The organism is Caulobacter sp. (assembly GCF_049283275.1).
Taxonomy (GTDB): Bacteria; Pseudomonadota; Alphaproteobacteria; order Caulobacterales; family Caulobacteraceae; genus Caulobacter.
In genome coordinates this window covers 15,723-37,416 of the sequence record NZ_JBAPVS010000193.1, presented here as the reverse complement: position 1 = coordinate 37,416, position 21,694 = coordinate 15,723, and the positions used below count along the sequence as shown (strand labels likewise).

At 66.2% G+C, this 21,694-nt stretch carries 19 protein-coding genes; 6 read left to right on the top strand and 13 right to left on the bottom strand.

Annotation, left to right across the window (positions count from 1 at the left end; translation table 11 throughout):
- Positions 1-211 precede the first annotated feature (211 nt).
- The 4 genes from rfbA to rfbC form a co-directional block, all read right to left on the bottom strand.
- Positions 212-1,078, bottom strand: a complete 867-nt coding sequence (gene rfbA / locus WAL33_RS10590; protein ID WP_422181155.1) for a glucose-1-phosphate thymidylyltransferase RfbA — start codon at positions 1,076-1,078, stop codon at positions 212-214.
- Positions 1,079-1,096: 18 nt separating this feature from the next.
- The gene (rfbD, locus tag WAL33_RS10585; RefSeq protein ID WP_422181152.1) at positions 1,097-1,975 is read right to left on the bottom strand and encodes a dTDP-4-dehydrorhamnose reductase; all 879 of its coding nucleotides are present in this window, start codon (positions 1,973-1,975) and stop codon (positions 1,097-1,099) included.
- Between the two features lie 3 nt (positions 1,976-1,978).
- Positions 1,979-3,037: a dTDP-glucose 4,6-dehydratase gene (rfbB, locus tag WAL33_RS10580; RefSeq protein ID WP_422181150.1), complete on the bottom strand. Its 1,059-nt coding sequence runs from the start codon at positions 3,035-3,037 to the stop codon at positions 1,979-1,981.
- A 134-nt stretch (positions 3,038-3,171) separates the two neighbouring features.
- On the bottom strand, positions 3,172-3,744 hold the full coding sequence (rfbC, locus tag WAL33_RS10575; protein ID WP_422181148.1) for a dTDP-4-dehydrorhamnose 3,5-epimerase: 573 nt from the start codon (positions 3,742-3,744) through the stop codon (positions 3,172-3,174).
- Positions 3,745-3,778: 34 nt separating this feature from the next.
- Between rfbC and WAL33_RS10570 the strand changes: the two genes are divergently transcribed.
- Entirely contained in the window at positions 3,779-4,816 is a 1,038-nt protein-coding gene (locus WAL33_RS10570; RefSeq protein WP_422181146.1) for a glycosyltransferase family 2 protein, read from the top strand.
- On the opposite strand, the gene argE is transcribed toward WAL33_RS10570, so the two are convergent.
- The gene (gene argE / locus WAL33_RS10565) at positions 4,779-5,987 is read right to left on the bottom strand and encodes an acetylornithine deacetylase (protein ID WP_422181144.1); all 1,209 of its coding nucleotides are present in this window, start codon (positions 5,985-5,987) and stop codon (positions 4,779-4,781) included. The two genes, WAL33_RS10570 and argE, sit on opposite strands and share 38 nt — an antisense overlap.
- Before the next feature lie 98 nt (positions 5,988-6,085).
- Between argE and WAL33_RS10560 the strand changes: the two genes are divergently transcribed.
- A complete protein-coding gene (locus tag WAL33_RS10560; RefSeq protein ID WP_422181142.1) occupies positions 6,086-6,730 on the top strand; it encodes a glutathione S-transferase N-terminal domain-containing protein in 645 nt (214 codons plus the stop codon).
- Positions 6,731-6,733: 3 nt separating this feature from the next.
- Here WAL33_RS10560 and WAL33_RS10555 read toward each other — a convergent pair whose 3' ends face one another.
- A complete protein-coding gene (locus WAL33_RS10555) occupies positions 6,734-7,267 on the bottom strand; it encodes an FKBP-type peptidyl-prolyl cis-trans isomerase (protein ID WP_422181140.1) in 534 nt (177 codons plus the stop codon).
- Positions 7,268-7,450: 183 nt separating this feature from the next.
- Here WAL33_RS10555 and WAL33_RS10550 point away from each other — a divergent pair, with 183 nt between their 5' ends.
- Positions 7,451-8,317, top strand: a complete 867-nt coding sequence (locus tag WAL33_RS10550; protein WP_422181138.1) for a UTP--glucose-1-phosphate uridylyltransferase — start codon at positions 7,451-7,453, stop codon at positions 8,315-8,317.
- 179 nt (positions 8,318-8,496) lie between these two features.
- On the opposite strand, the gene WAL33_RS10545 is transcribed toward WAL33_RS10550, so the two are convergent.
- The 6 genes from WAL33_RS10545 to WAL33_RS10520 form a co-directional block, all read right to left on the bottom strand.
- A complete protein-coding gene (locus WAL33_RS10545; protein ID WP_422181136.1) occupies positions 8,497-9,699 on the bottom strand; it encodes a threonine ammonia-lyase in 1,203 nt (400 codons plus the stop codon).
- A 133-nt stretch (positions 9,700-9,832) separates the two neighbouring features.
- Positions 9,833-10,843 carry a methyltransferase domain-containing protein gene (locus tag WAL33_RS10540; protein ID WP_422181134.1) on the bottom strand — a complete coding sequence of 337 codons (1,011 nt, stop codon included), beginning with the start codon at positions 10,841-10,843 and terminating at the stop codon, positions 9,833-9,835.
- A 171-nt stretch (positions 10,844-11,014) separates the two neighbouring features.
- Positions 11,015-11,971, bottom strand: coding sequence for an NAD-dependent epimerase/dehydratase family protein (locus tag WAL33_RS10535; RefSeq protein WP_422181132.1), 957 nt, complete (start codon positions 11,969-11,971; stop codon positions 11,015-11,017).
- 11 nt (positions 11,972-11,982) lie between these two features.
- Complete coding sequence (gmd, locus tag WAL33_RS10530) at positions 11,983-13,056, bottom strand: GDP-mannose 4,6-dehydratase (protein WP_422181130.1); 1,074 nt, start codon at positions 13,054-13,056, stop codon at positions 11,983-11,985.
- 45 nt (positions 13,057-13,101) lie between these two features.
- Entirely contained in the window at positions 13,102-14,397 is a 1,296-nt protein-coding gene (locus tag WAL33_RS10525; protein ID WP_422181128.1) for a glycosyltransferase, read from the bottom strand.
- A gap of 45 nt (positions 14,398-14,442) precedes the next feature.
- Positions 14,443-15,240: an ABC transporter permease gene (locus WAL33_RS10520; protein WP_422181124.1), complete on the bottom strand. Its 798-nt coding sequence runs from the start codon at positions 15,238-15,240 to the stop codon at positions 14,443-14,445.
- A 235-nt stretch (positions 15,241-15,475) separates the two neighbouring features.
- On the opposite strand from WAL33_RS10520, the gene WAL33_RS10515 reads away from it, so the two are divergent.
- Together WAL33_RS10515 and WAL33_RS10510 are read left to right on the top strand one after the other, a co-directional pair.
- Complete coding sequence (locus WAL33_RS10515; RefSeq protein ID WP_422181122.1) at positions 15,476-16,255, top strand: ABC transporter ATP-binding protein; 780 nt, start codon at positions 15,476-15,478, stop codon at positions 16,253-16,255.
- Positions 16,256-16,259: 4 nt separating this feature from the next.
- Positions 16,260-17,510, top strand: coding sequence for a glycosyltransferase (locus WAL33_RS10510; protein WP_422181120.1), 1,251 nt, complete (start codon positions 16,260-16,262; stop codon positions 17,508-17,510).
- On the opposite strand, the gene tkt is transcribed toward WAL33_RS10510, so the two are convergent.
- Entirely contained in the window at positions 17,459-19,420 is a 1,962-nt protein-coding gene (tkt, locus tag WAL33_RS10505; protein WP_422181118.1) for a transketolase, read from the bottom strand. The genes WAL33_RS10510 and tkt overlap by 52 nt on opposite strands.
- Positions 19,421-19,618: 198 nt before the next feature.
- Here tkt and WAL33_RS10500 point away from each other — a divergent pair, with 198 nt between their 5' ends.
- Complete coding sequence (locus WAL33_RS10500) at positions 19,619-21,655, top strand: NAD(+) synthase (protein ID WP_422181116.1); 2,037 nt, start codon at positions 19,619-19,621, stop codon at positions 21,653-21,655.
- The last annotated feature ends 39 nt before the right edge of the window (positions 21,656-21,694 follow it).

Below are 21,694 nucleotides of genomic sequence, written 5' to 3'. Positions count from 1 at the left end.
GCTCAAGGCGACGGTGGTCGAGGAAGACGAGGCCGTGCGGACAGAGTGGGCGGCCACATCCTAGTGGCGATGGTTCGGCGCCGTGCGTGGTCCTCGTCCTTAGACAGGCTCAGGATGAGGACCTTTTCGCAGGCCTCGGCGCTAGAAAACCTCATCCTGAGCTTGTCGAAGGACGAGGTTTTCGTCTCAGAAGCCGGACATCGACCCGCCCTCAGCCCCGCGCCAATCTAAGCAGATATTGGCCGTATTCGGTCTTGCCCATGGCCTCGCCGAGGGCGGCGACCTGGCTGGCCGAGATCCAGCCCTGGCTGAAGGCGACCTCTTCGGGACAGCCGACCTTCTGGCCCTGGCGCTTTTCGATCGCGCGGATGAACTCGGTGGCCTCGACCAGGCTGTCGTGGGTGCCGGTGTCGAGCCAGGCGTAGCCGCGTCCCAGCTTGGCGACCGACAGCTGGCCCTTGTCGAGATAGAGCCGGTTGATGTCGGTGATCTCAAGCTCGCCGCGCGCGGAGGGTTTCAGGGCGCGGGCCATCTCGACCACCTGGCGGTCGTAGAAATAAAGGCCGGTCACCGCCCAGTTGGAGCGCGGTGCGACGGGCTTTTCCTCCAGCGAGACGGCCAGGCCCTCGGCGTCGAAATCGACCACGCCGTACCGTTCCGGATCGGTGACGTGATAGGCGAAGACCGTGGCGCCGGCGTCCGAGGCCGCGGCCTGCGCCAGGGCCTCGCTCAGGCCGTGGCCGAAATAGAGGTTGTCGCCCAGCACCAGGGCGCACTTGTCGTCGCCGATGAACGACTCGCCGATGATGAAGGCGTCGGCCAGGCCGCGCGGGGTTTGTTGCACCGCATATTCCAGACGCACGCCCCAGGCCGACCCGTCGCCGAGCAGGTCCTTGAACAGCGGAATGTCCTTGGGCGTGGAGATGATCAGGATGTCGCGGATCCCGGCCAGCATCAGGGTGCTGATCGGATAATAGACCATCGGCTTGTCGTAGATCGGCAGCAGCTGCTTGCAGACAGCCAGGGTCAGGGGATGGAGGCGCGTGCCGGATCCGCCGGCGAGGACTATGCCTTTCATGGGGCCTTTCATGAGCGACTAGAACTCCATCTGATTCATGCAGGCCGCCAGGCTCTCGCGCCAGGGACGGGCTTGCCAGGACAACGTGGCCTGGATCTTGGTGCTGTCCAGCCGCGAATTGGCGGGACGCTTGGCGGGGGTGGGATACTGGTCGGTGGTGATCGCCCGCACGCGGGCGGAGGGGCCGCCGCGCCGCGCCGATTCGGTGAACACCGCGGAGGCCAGATCGGCCCAGCTGGCGTCGTCCGGTCCGCTGAGATGATAGACGCCGGCCAGGCCGGGCGTCTCGCTCAGGGCGTCGAGCGTCGCCAGAGCGCCTCGCGCGCCGTCGCGGGCCCAGGTCGGGCGGCCCAACTGGTCGGCCACCACGGCGATCTCGTCGCGATCGGCCGCCAGCCGCAGCATGGTCTTCACGAAGTTGGTCCCATGGGCGCTGTAGACCCAGGCGGTGCGCAGGATGACGGCCGCGCCGCCGGCCGCGATCACGGCCTGCTCGCCCGCCAGCTTGCTGGCCCCGTAGACGTTGGCCGGGCCGGTGGGATCGGTTTCCACATAGGGGCGGTCCAGCGCGCCGTCGAACACGTAGTCGGTGGAGAAGTGGACCAGCGGCAGGCCCCGCGCCGCGCAGGCCCGGGCCATGGCGGCCGGCGCGTCACGGTTCAGGGCGAAGGCGGCTTCGACCTCGCTCTCGGCGCGATCAACGGCGGTATAGGCCGCCGCGTTGATTACGGCGCGGGGCGCGATGGCGGCGATCAGGCCGTCGATGGCGCCGAAATTGGTCAGGTCCAGGGTCTCGCGGCCCGCGAAGACCATGGCGCGGCGCTCGGCCTCGCCGACGTGGGCCAGTTCACGCGCCACTTGGCCCTCGCGGCCGAACACCAGGATCGGTGCGCTCATGGATCAGCCGGCCTTGGCGGTCAGCAGGCCCAGGCGGGCGCCGTCATAGGCTTCGCGCAGAGGTCTCCACCAGTCGGGGCGCGCCAGATACCATTCCACGGTCTTGCGGATGCCGGTCTCGAAAGTCTCTTGCGCGCGCCAGCCCAGCTCGGTCTCCAGCTTTTCGGCGTCGATGGCGTAGCGACGGTCGTGGCCGGGGCGGTCGGCGACGTAGGTGATCAGGTCGTGGTGCGAGCCCTGGGCGCTGGGGGCCAGCTCATCGAGCAGATCGCAGATCGTCTGCACGACCTGCAGGTTGGTGCGCTCGTTGCGACCGCCGACATTGTATTTCTCGCCGGGGCGACCCGCCTGCAGGATCGTGCGCAGGGCGCGAGCGTGGTCGTCGACGAACAGCCAGTCGCGGATGTTGGCGCCGTCGCCGTAGACGGGCAGGGCGCGGCGATCCAGGCCGTTGAGGATCATCAGCGGGATCAGCTTCTCGGGGAAGTGATAGGGGCCGTAGTTGTTCGAGCAGTTGGAGACGACGACCGGCAGGCCATAGGTGTGGAACCAGGCCAGGGCCAGGTGGTCGGCCGAGGCCTTCGAGGCCGAATAGGGCGAGGTGGGGGCGTAGGCGGTGGTTTCCTGGAACAGGCCCTCGGCGCCCAGGCTGCCGTAGACCTCGTCGGTCGAGACGTGGACGAAGCGGAAGGCGTCCTTGGCCGCGCCCTCCAGGCCGCGCCAGTAATCCAGGGCGACGTCGAGCATGACATATGTGCCCACGATGTTGGTCTCGACGAACGGCCCGGCGCCGGCGATCGAGCGGTCGACATGCGACTCGGCGGCCAGGTGCAGCACCGCGTCGGGACGGTGCGTGTCGAAGATCGCCTGGATCGCGGCGCGATCGGCGACGTCGGCCCGCACGAACGCATAGTTGGGCGAGCCGGAGACGTCGGCCACCGAGGTCAGAGTTCCGGCATAGGTCAGCTTGTCGACGTTGACGACCTGATCGCCGGTCTCGATCAGTAGACGGCAGACCGCCGAGCCAATGAAGCCCGCACCGCCCGTAACAAGGATCTTCACCCGGAAACCTTTCTGGTCGTCGCCCGCAAGCCCGCCGCCCTTTCAGGGTTGTTGGCTTTGTCCTGGATACCACCAGCCCATCGGCTTCGACAAACCTGATCTAGACAGCGGCGGTTTCCGAGATCCCGGCGAGCCTAGGCGTTTTTTTCGTAGAGGAAGGGACTGTCCAGATCGGCCAGCAGCGGCGCGGCGGCGTCCCGGGCGTTCGTCGTGATCTGATCGGCCGGGATCGTCCAGTCGATGGCCAGGGCGGGATCGTTCCAGACAAGGGTCGCCTCGGCGGCCGGCGCATAATAGTCGGTGACCTTGTAGAGCACCTCGCATGTGTCGGTCAGGGTGCAATAGGCGTGGGCGAAGCCCTTGGGGACCAACAACTGCCTGCCGTTGTCAGCCGACAGTTCGACCCCGACCCACTGCCCAAAGCTCGGCGATCCCCTGCGGATATCGACCGCCACGTCGAAGATCGCGCCCAACGTGCAGCGCAGCAGTTTGTCCTGAGCATGGGGAGGTTTTTGAAAGTGCAGGCCGCGAAGGACCCCGCGCTGCGTCGAGCGCACGTGGTTGTCCTGGACGAAGACGCCGCCGGTGAAGCCTGCGTCTTCCAGCGCCGACTGGCGAAAGGTCTCCGAAAACCATCCGCGCGCGTCGCCATGGCGCGCCGGCGTGATAAGCAGAACGTCGGGAATCGCCGTAGGCGCGATCTTCACTAGTCGGACCCTCTGAGAAATGAGTACGCCACGCATGGCTCGGCCCATCGACAATGGCAAGAGCGACCAAGCCCCGCTGATCAGCGTGATCATCGTCGCCTATCAAAGCGGGCCGACCCTGGCGCGCTGTCTCAGCCACCTGCGCGCCCAGACCTTTACGGACTTCGAGGTTCTGGTTGTCGACAACGCCTCCACCGACGGCGCGCCGCAGGCCGTCGCGGCCGGCGATCCGGACGTCTGTCTCATCGAGCCGGGGGTCAATCTCGGCTTTGCCGCCGGCAATAATCTCGGCGCGCGCCAGGCGCGAGGCCGTTGGCTGGCCCTGCTCAATCCAGACGCCTTCGCCCGTCCAGATTGGCTGGAGCAACTGGTCGCCGCCGCCGAGGCTCGACCGGACATTCGGTGCTTTACGTCGCTGCAGCGCGACGCGGCCGATCCGGCTTTGTTGGACGGGACGGGCGATGTCATGACGGTGGTGGGGTTCCCCTACCGTGGCGGCTATCACCGACCCGCGCCGGCCGTGACGCCGGCTGGCGAAGCCTTCTCGGCTTGCGGTGCGGCGATGCTGATCGATCGGCTCCTCTTTCTGGAGATCGGCGGCTTCGACGAGCGGTTCTTCTGTTACTGCGAGGACGTCGATCTGGGCTATCGGCTGCGCCTGATCGGGGAAGCCACGCACCTGGTTCCAAAGGCCGAGGTCGCGCATATCGGCTCGGCCTCAACGGGCGTTCGATCCGACTTCGCCCTGTTCCACGGCTCTCGAAATCGGATCTGGATGTTCGCCAAGAACACCCCGGCCGCCTTGCTCTGGACGCTGCCGCTCCATGGGCTGGCGACCTTCGTCCTGCTGTTGCGCCATCTCAGCCGAGGGGAGGCCGCGCCGGCTTGGCGAGGGGTTCTGGCGGCGTTGAAAGATCTCGGCCCGGCGCTGACGGAGCGCCGACGCCTTCAGGCCGCGCGCACCGCCGGCGCCTGGGACATCGCCCGGGCCATGACCTGGAATCCCTTGGATCTGTTTGGCATGCGCAGCGTGATCAAGCCGCCGAAAGGTCCTCGATCAACCGCCGCATGAAGGCCGCGCCGCGTTCCATCTGGCGGATCTCGACATATTCGTCGGGCTGGTGGGCCTGGTCGATCGAGCCGGGGCCGCAGATCACCGTCGAAAAGCCGGCCTCCTGGAACTGCCCCGCTTCGGCGGCGTAGGAGGCCACGCGCGGCGGGCCGTTGTCGCCGGCGATGCGACGGGCGAAGGTCTCGGCCGCACCGTCGATTTCGGGCGCGAAGGCCGGGGTCATCGACCGGGTCTCGACCCGCACGCCGCCTTCGGGGGCCTTGGTCTTGATCCGGGCGTCGAGCGTGTCGGCCAGGGCCAGGAAGCCGGTCAGGATCGCCTTGGGGTCCAGACCGGCCGGGACCCGCAGGTCGAAAATGAACACGCACTCCCGGGCCAGGATGTTGACCGCCGTGCCGCCGTTGACCTGGCCGATGGTCAGGGTCGCGCCCTTGGGAAGGAACGGCGAGGCGGGGTCGGCCTCGCGCTCCAGCCGCTCGGACAGCTCCACCAGATGGTTCATCAGCTTGACGGCGACCATGTTGGCCGAGACGCCCAGGTGGGTCAGGCTGGAATGGGCCTCGCGGCCGGTGACCGTGACACGGAAGCTGGCTATGCCCTTGTGGCCGCGCACGGCGACCATGTCGGTGGGCTCGCCGACCACCACCAGGGCGGGGCGGGGCAGCTCTTGGGCGATGACCGCGATCATGTCGGGCGCGCCCAGGCAGCCGACTTCCTCGTCATACGAGAAGGCCAGGTGGACGGGGCGCTCGAGGGTCGCCCTGGCCAGGTCCGGCGCCGCGGCCAGAGCCAGGGCGAGAAAGCCCTTCATGTCGCAGGTCCCCCGGCCGTACAGCCGCCCGTCGCGCGGCGTCAGCACGAACGGGTCGCTGCTCCACGGTTGGCCGTCGACGGGGACCACGTCGGTATGGCCCGACAGCACCACGCCGCCCGGTATCGCCGGGCCGATGCTGGCCAAGAGGTTGCTCTTGGTCCCGTCGTGATTGGGCACCCGCCGCGAAGCGACCCCGAGGTTCGCCAGATAGGCCTCGACCCATTCGATCAGGGCCAGGTTGGACAGCCGCGAGGTGGTGTCGAAGGCCACCAGGGTGGCGAGGATGTCGACGGCGCGGGCGGCGAGGGCCTCGGACGACGAGATGGGGAACGAAGCGGTTTCGGAGGGCGGGGCCATGGCCGACCCTAGCGCGGGTCGCGAGGCGCGCCTACCGGGGCCGAGTCGTAACGGCCCGCTTCGCGGTCTATGCTCCGAAGATGAGCGGAGACGCGCGCATGATCGACCTCTACACCTGGACCACGCCCAACGGCCGCAAGATCCCGATCGCCCTTGAGGAACTGGGGTTGGCGTACAGGGTCCATCCGGTCGACATCGGCCAGAACCAGCAGTTCGCGCCCGACTTCCTGGCCATTTCGCCCAACAACAAGATCCCGGCCATCGTCGACCATGACGCGCCAAATGGGCCCGATGGCGGGCCGCAGTCGGTGTTCGAGAGCGGGGCGATCCTGGTCTATCTGGCCGAGAAGACCGGCAAGCTGCTGGCGGCGTCGGGGCCGGACCGGGTGGCGGCGCTGGAATGGACCTTCTGGCAGGTCGGGGGCCTGGGACCGATGGCCGGCCAGCTGGGCTATTTCGCCCTGCGCGCGCCGGAGCCGATCGAGTTGGCCATCGACCGCTTCGCCGACGAGGTGCGGCGCCTGCTGGGGGTGATGGAAGGGCGGCTGGAGAAGGTCCAGTACCTGGCCGGCTCCGACTATTCGATCGCCGACATCGCCAGCTACGCCTGGACCAAGGCGTCGCTGGAGACGCTGGAGAAGATCCAGCCTGATCGTCCTCCGCTGCCGGCGGTGCGCCGTTGGCTGGAGCTGGTCGGAGAACGGGCCGCCGTGCGGCGCGGCATGGCCGTGCCGAAGGTCTGAGCCCTAGACCGGCGCGCGCTGCTTCGGCGCCTGGATCTTCATGCTCATCACATCGATCAGCTCGATGCGGAAGATCATCACGCTGTTGCCGGGGATCGGACCCTTGTCCTGGGCGCCGTAGCCCAGTTCCGGCGGGACGTAGAGCATCCATTCGTCGCCCGGACGCATCATGACCAGGGCCTCGCGCCAGGCCGGCACCAGGCCCTGCAGCGGGAAGGAGGCGGGCACGCCGCGCTCGTAGGAGCTGTCGAACACCGTGCCGTCGACCAGCTTGCCCTCGTAGTTGACCTTGACCTCGTCGGTGGGCGCCGGCTTGGCGCCGCTCGCCGGACCCGAGCGGACGATCTTGTACTGCAGGCCGTCGGCCAGGGTGACGACGCCGGGCTGCTTGGCGTTCTGGGCCATGAAGGTCTGGGCGGCCGCCAGGCTTTCCTGCTGCGTCTTGCTGGGACCGCAGGCGGACAGGGTCAGGGTCGCGCCGAGAACGGCGCCGAGCAGAAGCTTGGAGGCGAGGGCGAAGCTGAGGGGGCGGACCATGGAACGACGAACTCCGGCGATAGTTCGTCCGTGCTAGACCAATTCGCGCCCGCCGGCGCGTCGATTTTGGGCGCTCCCGGCCTTGGCCCGGATTTGAGACGGACAGTCACAGAACAGTGGTGGCGCCGGATCGCGCCCCGGCCTAGAAACCGAGCCCATCCCGAGACCGCTCACGAGGCCCTCATGAAACCCGTCCGCAAGGCTGTTCTTCCCGTCGCCGGTTTCGGCACCCGGGTGCTTCCCGGCACGAAGACGACGCCGAAGGAGCTGCTCAACGTCGTGGACAGGCCGATCCTGTCCTACATCGTCGAGGAAGGGCGCGCGGCGGGCATCGAACACTTCGTCTTCGTGACGGGGCGCAACAAGGGCGCGATCGAGGACTATTTCGACCACCAGGTCGAGCTGGAGGCCGCCCTGGCCGCCAAGGGCAAGACCGCCCTGCTGGAAGAGCTGCTGGGCGAGCTGCCCCGGCCTGGCGAGATGAGCTTCGTGCGCCAGATGGCCCCGCTGGGCCTGGGCCACGCGGTGTGGTGCGCCCGCGACATCATCGGCGACGAGCCCTTCGCGGTGATGCTGCCCGACATGGTGATGTCGGCCGGCACGCCGGCCCTGGCCCAGGCCATCGAGGCCTATGACCAGAAGGGCGGCAATATCGTCGTGGTCGAGCCGGCCCCGGAAGGCATGGCCCACCAGTACGGCATCGTGGCCCTGGACGGCCAGGACGGCCGCCTGAACCGCATGACCGGCATGGTCGAAAAGCCGCCGAAGGGGACCGAGCCCTCGAACCTGTTCATCTCGGGCCGCTACATCCTGCAGCCGGAAATCTTCGATCTGCTGGAAAAGCAGGGCAAGGGGGCCGGCGGCGAGATCCAGCTGACCGACTCGATGCTGTCGCTGCTGAAGACCCAGGACTTCCACGCCTTGGAGTACGAAGGCGAGACCTATGACTGCGGCGACAAGATCGGCCTGCTGCGGGCCAATGTCGCCTTGGCGCTCAAGCGTCCCGACCTGGCCGACGCGGCGCGGGAAATGATCAAGGGCCTGCTGTAGAGCCCGTTCCTTCTCCCCTTGCGGGAGAAGGTGTCGGCGTAGCCGACGGATGAGGGGTCTCTCAAAACCGAAAGCCGCGATCAGCCGAAAGGTCGGTCGCGGCTTTTTGCTTTTATCGACCCCTCACCCGACCTCCTTCGGAGGCCACCCTCTCCCGCAAGGGGAGAGGGATCGGGATGTCACACCGCGCGGGGCGGGTAGCCCTTCTCGCGCAGGGCGTCCATGACCTCCTGGGTGTGCTGGGCGTCGCGGGTTTCGATGGTGATGTCGAACTCCGCGCCCTTGGCGGGCACGTCCAGGGCCAGGCGGTTGTGGTTCACCTCGATGATGTTGGCGCCCATCGTGCCGATGACATTGGCCACGGTCGACAGCAGGCCCGGGCGGTCGTCGCCGACGATGCGCAGGGACACCAGGCGCTGGGCGCGCACCAGTTCGCGGGTCAGGACCGAGGCCAGCAGGCGGGTGTCGATATTGCCCCCGCACAGGATCAGGCCGCACTTCTTGCCCCGGAACCGCTCGGGATAGGCCAGCAGGGCGGCCAGGGAGGCGGCGCCCGCGCCCTCGGCGATGGTCTTCTCGACATTGCAGTACAGGGCCACGGCCTGCTCGATATGCGGCTCTTCCAGCAGCAGCACATCGTCGATCAGCGGCCGGGCGACGGCGTAGGTCAGCTCGCCCACGGTCTTGACCGCGACACCTTCAGCAATGGTCTGGCCGCCGCAATGGGCCGCCACGCCGCGCATCTTGGCGGTGAAGGACGGGTACATCGCCGGTTCGCAGCCGATGATGCGGATGTCGGGCTTGAGGGCCTTGGCGGCCGTGGCCACGCCGCTGATCAGGCCGCCGCCGCCGATCGGCACCGGCAGGATCTCCAGGTCCGGGACGTCTTCCAGCATCTCCAGGGCGATCGTGCCCTGGCCGGCCATGATGTCGTAGTCGTCGAACGGGTGGACGAAGGTCAGGCCCTGCTCTTCCTGCAGCTTGCGGGCGTGGGCGTTGGCGTCGTCATAGGTCTCGCCCTCGATGACCACGGTCGCCCCGAAGTCGCGGGTGTGCTGCACCTTGATGAACGGGGTGGTGCGCGGCATGACGATGGTCACCGGCACGCCCAGGCGCGCGCCGTGATAGGCCAAGCCCTGGGCATGGTTGCCGGCGCTGGCGGCGATGACGCCCTTGGCCTTCTCCGCGTTCGACAGCAGCATCAGCTTGTTGAGCGCGCCGCGCTCCTTGTAGGCGGCGGTGAACTGCAGGTTCTCGAACTTCACCCAGACTTCCGCGCCGGTGATCTTCGACAGCGTCTTGGAATAGCGGCAGGGCGTCCGCTCGATCTGGCCGGCGAGACGGTCGGCGGCGGCGCGGATGGAGTCGAGGTCTAAAGTCATTGCGGGCGGTCTCGAAGTGGCGAACCTGGCTGGCGCTGCTTCTGGGCCAACGGCGGCGCGCGAACAACCCTTCCCGCGGAATTTCGGTCTGGTTGGGGGCCGCTCGCGTCGAACGGCCCCGCCATGATGAGGCCTAGAGCCGGCGCTTCAGCCAGTTGCGAGCGCGGCCGAGCAGGCTGGCGCGCCGCTGCTGTTGCCCGTGCAGGATTTGGGCGGAGGTGTCGCTGACCAGCTGGACGAGGAACGACACATCGTGGCGCAGGATATCCAGCTGATGGACGACGTTCTCGATGGCGCTGCCCGCCACGGTGGGCGGCGGCGTGATGACGGCGGGCATGCTGAGCGGCGCCGGCTTGGTGGTGACGCGCCGACCTGGCGGCTTGACGCTCGGCTCACCCAGCTTTGTCAGAACGACCAGGAATTCAGGGCCTTCCTCGATAACTTCGCCCATCGAGACGTTGAGAAGGCCGGACGAAATGACGCGTTCGAAAACCGACTTGAACGTCGTGGCGTTCCAAACGGTGGTGTGAACATCCACATAGTGCGTTTCGTTGTGAACAAAGATGGCGGTGTTCAAGGAATCCGCGCCGCTATAGTAGGGCGGCAGTCTCAGCCCGCCTTCGATCGCCGCCCAATCCACTTCAATACCGTGCCGGTGCTCGAAGGAGTTGGTCATGAAGTCGAGGATTTGGCCGGGCGTCGGCACCGACGGCTGCTCGATCCACCACTGGACCAGATGGTGGTATTGCGTCTCTTGGCGATAATAGTCGGTGGTGAGGCGCCGGTCGGGCAGGAACAGCGCCAGGCGACCGCCGACCTTCATGACCGACAGCACGTCGTTGATCCAGCCGATCGGGTTGGGCACATGCTCCATGACGTGGGAGGCGATGGCGTAGTCGAACAGCGTGCCGGGCGGCGCGCATTCGGCCAGGGGTCGGCCGGGGGTCCAGACGAAGTCCACCTCGGGAACCTCGCGACCCTGCAGGCCGGGATTTTGCGAGGCCTTGGCCCGAATCTCTTCGGTGCCGATATAGTCAGTGTAGAGGAGATTGTAGTCCGACTTGGACAAGAACGGGTCGAAATAGGGCGACAGCTCTAGGCCGAGGCCGTTCGGCTGCAATTGCGTGAGCGTGAGCCCCGTCATAGTCGCCGAATGTTGAACCACTTACATCGCCCCTGCGTCTAACTATTAAGAACCGTGCTTAGATTGGATCGGAAAGCGCTGCAAGAGGGCGCCAAAAATGCCGTAAATTTAACGATGACGGCCAAATTCGCGGATTCCGGCACGGCGCTCTCTCGTTGAGTTCGGACCCTTTCAGGCCCGCGCCGCGGCTCGGTTGGCCGCATACCATTCGCAGGTTTTTCGCAGGCCCTCTTCCAGGGACTCGTGCGGCGCCCAGCCGAGCGCCGTCAATCGGGACACGTCATAGCTTCGCGTCAATTGGCCCAGGGGCTTGTCGCGATCCCAAACGATTTCGCCTTCGAATCCGGAGATCTTCTGCAGGGTCTCGACCAGCTCGCGAATGGACACGACGTGCCCGGTGGCGGTGTTATAGGCGCCCTCGCCGGCTTCGGCGGCGCGAATGAAGGCCGCCGCGGCGTCGGCGCTGAACAGGAAATCGCGGGTCGGCGCGCCGTTGCCCCAGATCACGATCTGCGAAGCCTTGTCCTCGACCGAACGCGCGAACCGCGCGACCAGAGAGGGGACGACGTGACCGTAGACCTCGTCAAATCGGTCGTTCGGTCCAAACAGGTTGGTGCAGATCATGTAGGCGTAGTCGAGGCCATACTGCGTCTTGTAGGCCTGCAGTTGGGCCAGCATGGCGCGTTTGGCGTGGCCGTACGGCGCTTCGGATCCGTGCGGGGCGTCCGTCCAGAAATCGGCTTCGCTCATCGGCAGCTTGGCGGCGTCGGAATAGATCGCCGCGGTGCCGGCGGCCACGACCTTGCTGGCCTTGGCCAGTCGTGCGGCCTCGATGACGTTGAGGTTTATCAGGGTGTTCTCGTAGAAGGCCTCGCCGCCGAAGCTGATGTTGCCCTGCACGCCGCTGACCTTGCCGGCCAGGTGGAACACGACGTCCGGCTGGAAGTCCTGGAAGAAGGCGGTGGTCGCCTTGCCGTCCAGGAAATCGCAGTCCGCCCGACGCGGGACGGCCAAAGCCGCCGGCCGCAGCGTCTCCAGCGCGGCGGACAGCGCCGAGCCGAGCACGCCGCCGCCGCCGGTGACCAGAACGCGCTTGCCGCGCCAGGCTTCCACGTCGAACGCCACCATGGAATCGATCCTCAGTTCGCGACCCCGACGCGGTTCCAGTGCAGCGTGCCGTTGCGATAGCGTTCGCGGTCGGCCTCGACCATCTCCTGAACCAGCCCGTCCAGGGTGACCGTCGGAACCCAGCCGAGCTCGTTCTTGGCCTTGGTGGCGTCGCCGATCAGCAGTTCGACCTCGGCCGGACGGAACATCTTGGGCGACACATCGACCAGCAGCTTGCCGGTGGCCTTGTCGTGACCCTTTTCGTCCACGCCCTCGCCGGACCAGACGACATCATGGCCGGCGACCTTGAAGGCCAGATCGACGAACTTGCGGACGGTGTGGGTCACGCCCGTGGCTAGCACGAAGTCGTCGGCCTTGTCGTGCTGAACGATGCGCCACATGCCTTCGACGAAGTCGCGGGCGTGGCCCCAGTCGCGCTGGGCGTCCAGGTTGCCCAGGGTCAGCACGATGTCCTCGCCCTCGGCGATCAGCGCCACCGACCGCGAAATCTTGCGGGTCACGAAGGTCTCGCCGCGGAACGGGCTTTCGTGGTTGAATAGGATGCCGTTCGACCCGAAGACGTTGAAGCCCTCGCGGTAGTTCACCGTCAGCCAATAGGCGTACAGCTTGGCCACGGCGTAGGGGCTGCGCGGATAGAACGGCGTCTTTTCGGTCTGCGGCACCTGTTGAACCAGGCCGTAAAGCTCCGAGGTCGACGCCTGATAGAAGCGGGTCTTGTCCTCGAGGCCCAGAATCCGGATGGCTTCCAGGAAGCGCAGCGCGCCGACGCCGTCGGCGTTGGCGGTGTATTCCGGCGTTTCGAAACTGACCGCGACGTGGCTTTGGGCGGCCAGGTTGTAGATCTCGTCCGGACGGATCTGCGCCACGAGCCGCATGATCGAGGACGAATCCGTAAGGTCGCCATAGTGCAGGAACAGGCGATCAGAATAGGCCGGATCGTTGATCAGGCCTTCAATGCGGAATTCGTTGTACCAAGAACTCCGGCGGCGCATGCCATGCACGGTGTAGCCCTTTTCCAGCAGCAGCTGAGCAAGGTACATGCCGTCTTGGCCGGTAATTCCTGAAATTAGCGCAGTCTTAGCCATGAATCTTCTCGATTGTATCCAAAGAGGCTTTCAGGAGGCGGCGGTCTAGCGCCGACCCTCGAAGCAGGCGCATTGCAAGGCAACGCTCTCTACGATGTTGTACTTCTCGAAGGCGACGTCGCGCGTCTGCGCGTAGTCATCTCGAGCGTATTGCACCTTTTGAGCGATCTCGAGGTGGTTGCCAATGTCGAAGCGTCCGAAAACGTCGCCGAAATAGCGGCGCGCTTCGTTGAAGGACAGGTTGTTGGCGGCGAACATCCGCGCACCGGCCTCGATCGCGAGAACGAGGACGCCGGACATGCTCTGACCCACCTCCAGATAGGGAAGCACGACGGCGTCGACGTTGCGGAGCATGTGAACGAACTCATCGTCGTCCACGTTGCCGACGAACCGGACGCGCTCCGAGATATGCTTCAGCATCATGGGCGAAATGCCGGCGTTCTCGCGCCCTTCCTTGGCGTGGATCAGATTATCGATCTCGCGAACACGGCCCAGGTCGGCCGTCTGAATGAGTTCGAGCAAGGATTTCAAATAGGGGTCGATTTCGACATAGGGCCTGACCGACTGCGGGTGCTGGCTGCCGACCAGCAGCAGGTGCCATTCGGGCGGCAACTCGGTCAGCGCCTTGATAAGCGCATCAAAGCCCTTGTAGTTGGAGATGTAGCCGAAGGCGCCCATGATCTTGGCGTTCTCGGGCAGAGAATATTGTTGGCGCAGCCGAGCGGCGTCGATGTCGTTCAGGGCCGCCTGCCGCTCTTCCGGGTTCAGGAAGGCCAGCGGAAAGTCGATGCAGTTCGCGAAATCGAAGATCTCGGTGACAATCCGCTTCTCGCGGCGCGTATGAACCTTGAGCCAGACGTTCTTTACGCGCGATTGCTCTTTGCAGTAATGAATAAGCTTGGCGTACAGGCGCGCGAAGCTGTTGCGCATGTAGTGCCCGAATATCGGCGCGAAGCGAGCCTTCCGAACCGCGCTGATGACGGCGCCCACCATCCCCGGTTCAACCAGGTCGATGCGATGCATCGTGAAGATCAGGTTGGGGGCGGCGTTGATCAGCATCTTCACGCGGCGTTCGATATCGCCGGCGTTGTTCCCGTAGAGGCCGGCCTCGAACTGGATGTTGACGTAGTCGAACGCCTTCAGTTTCCGGCAGATCGATTCAATGTGCTTGTCGCCCAGCCGAGCGAAGAACCCTCCGGACTTCTGCAAGACGAAAAGGTCGAGAGGGATGACCTCGACATCGTACTGCGTCTCGAATTGCTTCTTGAGGACGTGGGTATAGGAGGCGTTGCCGCAGCTCTCGTTGTAAGTGCTGATGATGGCGAGTTTTTTTCTCGACATTGAAATTCCAGATTCAGAGGGTGACGGCAAACCGGTTTATCAGAACTACAACCAGAACGTGCAGCGTTTGCGATAGAGGCTAAGGGATACGAAGCCTATGCCCAGGCTCACGAGCACGATTCCGATCGCGACGAGCCACGAATGGCCCTCGACCGGGCGTCCGATCAAGGGGTCGCGCACGATCGAGATTAGATGGCTCAGGGGATTGAGTTCGGCGACCCAGCGCTTGGCGGGCGGCAAGAAGTGGTCATCCCAGATGATCGGCGTCAGCAGCGGCAACACCTGCAGCAAGGCCGCGAGCATCTGGCGCGCATCGCGATAGCGGGCGACCAGGAAGCCGATGCTGACCCCCAATCCGACGCCGCTCAGCGTGAGTAAGGCCCATCCCGGGAAGAATAGTAAGGTGCTCGCGCTCAAGGGTATCCGACAAACGAGCATTACCCCGACAATGATCGGCAAGTAGTGAAGAAAAATCACGAAATTCCTTACCGTATACCGGTATATGTATACCGAAAACGGCAGTGACGTGTTCTGGATATTGAATTGGTTGGAAACAACGAGGTCGGCGCCTTCGTTGAGCAGGGATGCAAAATAGATCCATAGGATCATGCCGCAAGCAAGTCGGGGCAAAGCCGAAGACATTTCGGAGCGCAGAAGCGCGCTCATCACGAAGCCTAGGCAACCAATCCAGACGCCGGCGACAATAACCAACCAGAACGGACCGAACAGAGTTCGCGCATAGCGTTGGCGGACGTCATCCATACCCCAAAACGACGCAAGCTCCCAGCGCTTCGCTCCGTCCAAAAGGTCTTTGGTGGAGCGGGCAAACAGCGATGCCTTCATGAATCCTCAGCAACTCAGCGCTCGAAGCAAATTTTCAAGCACAACCATGCGGTGCGCCCATGCCAGGGTGGCCCGTATCGGGCCTTTGCCATGGTTCCCTAGCATATACAATGGGTATTGCACGGGCCACAGTTGGCGGAAATCTTCGTGAATTCCGCTGTTCTGGGGCGGTGGCGGCTTGCAATCCGCGACGCTGCATCTAGTGAGTGGCGCGTTTGTATCAGGAGTTTGTTCCATGGCGTCGATCGCGGTGTCGGATGTACAGGTTGAGTACCCGGTCTACCGTCAGGCTTCGGGCAGCCTGCGGCGGGAAGCCCTGCGCGTCGCCACGGGCGGACGTCTTTTCAGCGATGGCGGCGGCGTTATCGTTCGCGCCCTGGCCGGAGTCTCGCTCAAGCTGGAGTCGGGCGATCGGTTGGGCCTCATCGGCGAAAACGGAGCGGGCAAGAGCACCCTGCTGCGGGTGATGGCCGGCCATCTGGAGCCCTCGAGCGGCCAAGTGGACATCGTCGGTCGATCGGCCAGCCTGCTGGCCGTCGGCGCGGGTCTGGATCCCGAGAAGAGCGGCCGCGACAACGCCCTGATGCTGGCCATGTTGGCGGGCATGACGCGCAAGCAGTTCTTCGAGGTGGTCCCGGAGATCGAGGATTTCGCCCAGTTGGGGCCCTTCTTCGAAATGCCGGCGCGCACCTATTCGTCGGGCATGCTGATGCGGTTGGCCTTTGCCGTGGCGACCTCCACCCGCCCCGAGATTCTGTTGATGGACGAGGCCATCCTGGCGGGCGACCAGCACTTCCTCGAAAGCGCCCGCGCCCGCGCTCAGCAGGTCTACGACGCGGCCGACATCATCGTCGCGGCCTCGCACTCCAATCAGTTTCTTCTCGATAACTGCAATAAGGGCGTGCTGCTTTATCGCGGCAAGGTCGTGATGTTCGGCGCCATTCAAGACGTGGTGGACGCCTACAACGCTCGCGCCTACGTCGATGGCGGCGACGACGTCGTGGCCGCCGAGTGACCTCATGGCCTGGCCGCATCTCAGCCGTTTGGCGCGATGGCGGGCGGGCTCGATCCGGCTTCGGTTGCGGCTCCTTGAGCGGCTGCGGCTCGGGCGCGGAGATTTTGCCGCTCCCCTGAGGCCGGCCGGCGACGACCTGGTGATTTCAGGGTTCTTTTCGCAGAATTCCGGGGTGGGCTATGCCGCCCGGCTGACCCTCGACGCGATGCGCCGGGCTGGCGTGCCGTTCATCGCCCATGAGATCGATCTGGGCCCCGGCGTGTTGCGGCGCGGCGCTTCGGTTCTGCCCGGACAGGGCGGCGTCTGGTTCATCCATGCCAATGCGCAGGAAACCCTGGCCCTGTTGCTGGCGCACGATCCCCGCCAATGGCGAGATCGGCGCAGGATCGCCTATTGGGTCTGGGAAACGCCGGAAGCGCCGCCCGAATGGGCCTCCATAGCGCGCTACGTTCATGAGATATGGACGCCCAGCATCTTCTCCGCGAACGGGCTTCGCGCCTGTTTCACCAGAGCCGGGGCTTCGGACCTGATCGCGCGGGTGCGTGTGGTGCCCCATCCGGTGCGGAGCATCACGGCGCCGGTTTCGCGGCCCTCGTCGCCATTGACCGTCATGATGATGTTCGACGCACTGTCGGCGGTGGCGCGGAAAAATCCTCACGGCGCCATCGCGGCATGGTTCGAGGCCTTCCCTCAACCGACGTCCTTGGCGCGGCTCGTGGTCAAGGCGCGCAACCTGACCGATCGGCAGCGACGGGCGCTGATGTCGACGATCGACGCTCGGCCCGACATCGAACTGATGGAGCAAGAGCTAAGCGCGGCCGAGATGGAGACTCTCGCCGCCCAGACCGACATCGTCATGTCGGTCCACAGGTCCGAAGGCTTCGGTCTCGTCCTGGCCGAGGCGATGGCGCAAGGCAAATGCGTCCTCTGCACGGGCTGGTCCGGCAACATGGACTTCATGGACGAAAACAGCGCCGTGCTCGTACCGTTCGAGCTGGTCCCGATCGATGATCCCGGCGGGATCTATCACGGTTCGCATTGGGCCGAGCCCGACATCGCCGCGGCGGGTCGGCTGCTTCGCGGGCTCGTCGAGGATGGCGACCGGCGGACACAGATCGGGGCGGAGGCCAGGGTCCGCGCCTTAAGTCTCGGTGAAGCCTGGAGGCCCGAGCGCCTCAAGGCGCGGCTGAGCGGGGAGGCGGATCAGCCCGCCGCCGCCGCCACCGCCTCGGCCGTGATCCCGAACTCCTTGTAAAGGCGCTCGTACGGCGCAGAGGCGCCGAAGCCGTTCATGCCGACGAACTTGCCGCCCTCGCCGATGAAGCGCTCCCAGCCCATGCGCACGGCCGCCTCGACGGCCACGCGCACCGGAGCCTTGCCGATCACCGCGGCCTTGTAGGCCGCGCTCTGCTGCTCGAAGAGCTCCCAGCAGGGGGTCGAGACCACGCGGGTCGGCTTGCCCTGGCCTTGCAGGATGTCGCGGGCCGCCACGGCGACCGAGACTTCGGTGCCCGAGGCGAAGATCGTCACGGCGGCTTCGCCGCCCTCGGCGGCCAGCAGTTCGTAGGCGCCCTTGGCCGACAGGTTCTCGGTCGCGGTGTCGCGCACGCCGGGGACCTTCTGGCGCGACAGGCACATCACCGAAGGGGTGCTGGTCTGCTCCAGAGCGATCTTCCAGCACTCGGCGGTCTCGACCGCGTCGGCCGGACGGAAGACCAGCAGATTGGGAATGGCGCGCAGGGACGCCACGTGTTCGACCGGCTGGTGGGTGGGGCCGTCCTCGCCCAGGCCGATGGAGTCGTGGGTCATCACGTGGATGACCTTGGCGCCCATCAGGGCCCCCAGGCGGATGGCCGGACGGCTGTAGTCGGCGAAGGCCAGGAAGGTGCCCGAATAGGGGATGACGCCGCCGTGCAGGGCCATGCCGTTCATGGCCGCGGCCATGCCGAACTCGCGCACGCCGTAGTGGACGTAGCGGCCGGCGTAGTCGGGAGCGTCGAACGGCGTCATGCCCTTGACGAAGGTGTTGTTCGAACCGGTCAGGTCGGCCGAACCGCCGACCATGTCGGTGATCGTCGGGATCAGCTGGTCCAGGGCCGCGCCGGAGTGGACGCGCGTGGCGTTGCCCGGCTTGGTCTTGGCGGCTTCGGCGATGTGGGCGTCCAGGGCCTTGAAGGCGTCGGCCGGCAGCTGACCCTTCATGGCGCGGGCGAAGTCGTCGGCCAGCGGCGAGGCCTTCACGGTCGCTTCCCAGGCCTTGCGGACCTTGGCGCCGCGGCGGCCGATGCTCTTCCAGGCCTTGGCGATGTCGTCCGGCACGGTGAACGGCGCGGCGTCCCAGCCCATGGCCAGGCGCGCGTCGCGGATCTGGTCGTCGAACAGGGTGTAGCCGTGGCTGTGGGGGTCGCCTTCCTTGGGGCCCGCGCCCTTGGAGATCAGGGTCTTGCAGGCGATCAGGGTCGGGCGGTCCTGCTTGGTGGCCCAGCGCAGGGCGGCGGCGATCTTGCCGTGGTCGTGGCCGTCGACGGCCTTGACCGCCCAGCCGGCGGCCTTGAAGCGCATCAGCTGGTCGCCAGTCTCGGCGATGGTGGCCTCACCGTCGATGGTGGTGTTGTTGTCGTCGAACAGGACGGTCAGCTTGGAAAGCTTCAGGCGGCCGGCCAGGCTGATCGCCTCGTGGCTGACGCCCTCCATCAGGCAGCCGTCGCCGGCGATCACCCAGGTGCGGTGGTCGACGACGTCCTTGCCGAAGCGGGCGGCCAGATGCGCTTCCGCCATGGCCATGCCCACGGCGGTGGCCAGGCCCTGGCCCAGCGGACCGGTGGTGGTCTCCACGCCGGGGGTGTGGTGCACCTCGGGGTGGCCCGGGGTCAGTGAGCCCCACTGACGGAAGTTCTCGATCTCCTTCATCGTCACGGCCTTGAAGCCGGTCAGGTGAAGCAGCGAATAGAGCAGCATCGAGCCATGGCCCGCCGACAGCACGAAACGGTCGCGGTCGGCCCAGTCGGGCTTGGAGGCGTCGAACTTCAGAAACTTGCCCCACAGCACCGTGGCGACGTCGGCCATGCCCATCGGCATGCCCTGGTGGCCGGACTTGGCCTTGTGGACGGCGTCCATGGAAAGGACGCGGATCGCGTCGGCCAGCTTGACGGGCGAAACGGGCATGGGGAATCCGGTTTGTTCTTGTTTGGCGGGGCTGCGCGAGGCGCGAGTCGCACGATGACCCCCCGCGGTCAACCCGCGAGCAGGCTGTCCGGCCCTACCGGCCGCGCCGCGTGGGCGCTATGCAACAACGTCCGCAGGCGTTATAGCAGGAAGCAGACTTATGCTCATTTTTAGCATAACCTCGAAAGGCCAGGTCGCTTGAGTCCTCCGTCGTTCTTCTCGCCCTATCGTCATGGCTTCGTCCGGGTCGCCACGGCGGTCCCGAAGGTCAAGCTGGCCGATCCGGCGGCCAACGCCCAGAGCGCGCTGGCCCTGGTGCGCGAGGCCCATGCGGCCGGCGTCGCGGTGCTGGTGCTGCCCGAACTGGGCCTGACCGGCTACACGGTCGACGACCTGTTGCAGCAGGACGCCATGCTCGACGCGGTCGAGGCGGCGATCGCCGTCCTGGCCCAGGAAAGCAAGGCCCTCTCGCCGCTGTTCGTGGTGGGCGCGCCGCTGCGCGACAGCGGCCGGCTCTACAACACCGCCGTGGCGATCCAGGGCGGGCGGGTGCGGGCGGTGATCCCCAAGAGCTTCCTGCCCAACTATCGCGAGTTCTACGAGCGCCGCTGGTTCACCCCCGGGGCGGGCGTGGTCGGCCGCACCCTGGACCTGGCGGGCCAAGCCGTGCCGTTCGGAACCGACATCCTGCTGCGCAACCTGGGCGAAGCCGCCTTCACGGTCGGCGTCGAGATCTGCGAGGACGTCTGGACGCCCGCGCCGCCCAGCACCGCCCAGGCCATGGCCGGGGCCGAGATCCTGCTGAACCTGTCGGCCAGCAACATCACCATCGGCAAGTCCGAGACCCGCCGCCTGCTGTGCGCCAGCCAGTCGGCCCGGGCGATCGCGGCCTATGTCTATTCGGCGGCCGGGGCGGGCGAGAGCTCGACGGATCTGGCCTGGGACGGCCATGTCGACATCCACGAGATGGGAAACCTGCTGGCCCAGAGCCCGCGGTTCTCGACCCGGTCGGTGATGGCCGTGGCCGATGTCGACGTGGCGCGGCTGCGCCAGGAGCGGATGCGGGTGGGCAGCTTCGGCGACGCCATGGCGCTGAACCCGCCCGCGGCGCCGTTCCGGACCGTCCCGTTCGACTATACGCCGCCGACCGGCGACCTGGCCCTGATCCGGCCGATCGAGCGGTTCCCGTTCACCCCGTCCGACCCGGCCAAGCTGGCCGAGAACTGCTACGAGGCCTTCAACATCCAGGTCCAGGGCCTGGCGCGCCGCGTCGAGGCCACGGGCTCCAAGAGCCTGGTGATCGGGGTTTCCGGCGGTCTGGATTCGACCCACGCCCTGATCGTCGCGGCCAAGGCCATGGACCAGCTGGGTCGGCCGCGCTCGGACATCCGCGCCTACACCCTGCCGGGTTTCGCGACCTCCGAAGGCACCAAGTCGAACGCCTGGAAGCTGATGACCGCCATGGGAGTCACCGCCGAGGAACTCGACATCCGTCCCGCCGCCCGGCAGATGCTGGCCGATCTCGACCACCCGTTCGCCAAGGGCGAGGCGGTCTATGACGTGACCTTCGAAAACGTCCAGGCGGGCCTGCGCACCGACTACCTGTTCCGCCTGGCCAATCACCACAAGGGCCTGGTGGTGGGCACCGGCGACCTGTCGGAGCTGGCCCTGGGCTGGTGCACCTACGGGGTCGGCGACCAGATGAGCCACTACAACCCCAATTCCGGGGTGCCCAAGACCCTGATCCAGCACCTGATCCGCTTCGTGGCGGCTTCGGGCGACGTGGACGAAGCCACCGGCGATCTGCTGGAGGACATCCTGGCCACCGAAATCTCGCCGGAGCTGGTGCCGGGCGAGGAAGTCCAGGCGACCGAGAGTTTCGTGGGCCCCTACGCCCTGCAGGACTTCAATCTCTATTACCTGACGCGCTACGGCATGGCGCCGTCGAAGATCGCCTTCCTGGCCTGGACCGCCTGGCATGACGCGGCCGCCGGCGCCTGGCCGGTCGGCATCCCCGACGAGGCCAAGCGGGCCTACGACCTGCCGGAGATCAAGCGCTGGCTGGAGCTGTTCCTGAAGCGGTTCTTCGCCAATCAGTTCAAGCGCTCGGCCATGCCCAACGGCCCGAAGATTTCGTCGGGCGGCGCCCTGTCGCCGCGCGGCGACTGGCGCATGCCGTCCGATGCGACGGCCGACGCCTGGCTGGCCGAACTGCGGGCCGGAACGCCGGCCTAGGGTAAATCGCGTTCAACGTTCCGGAGGAAACCTCGTCCT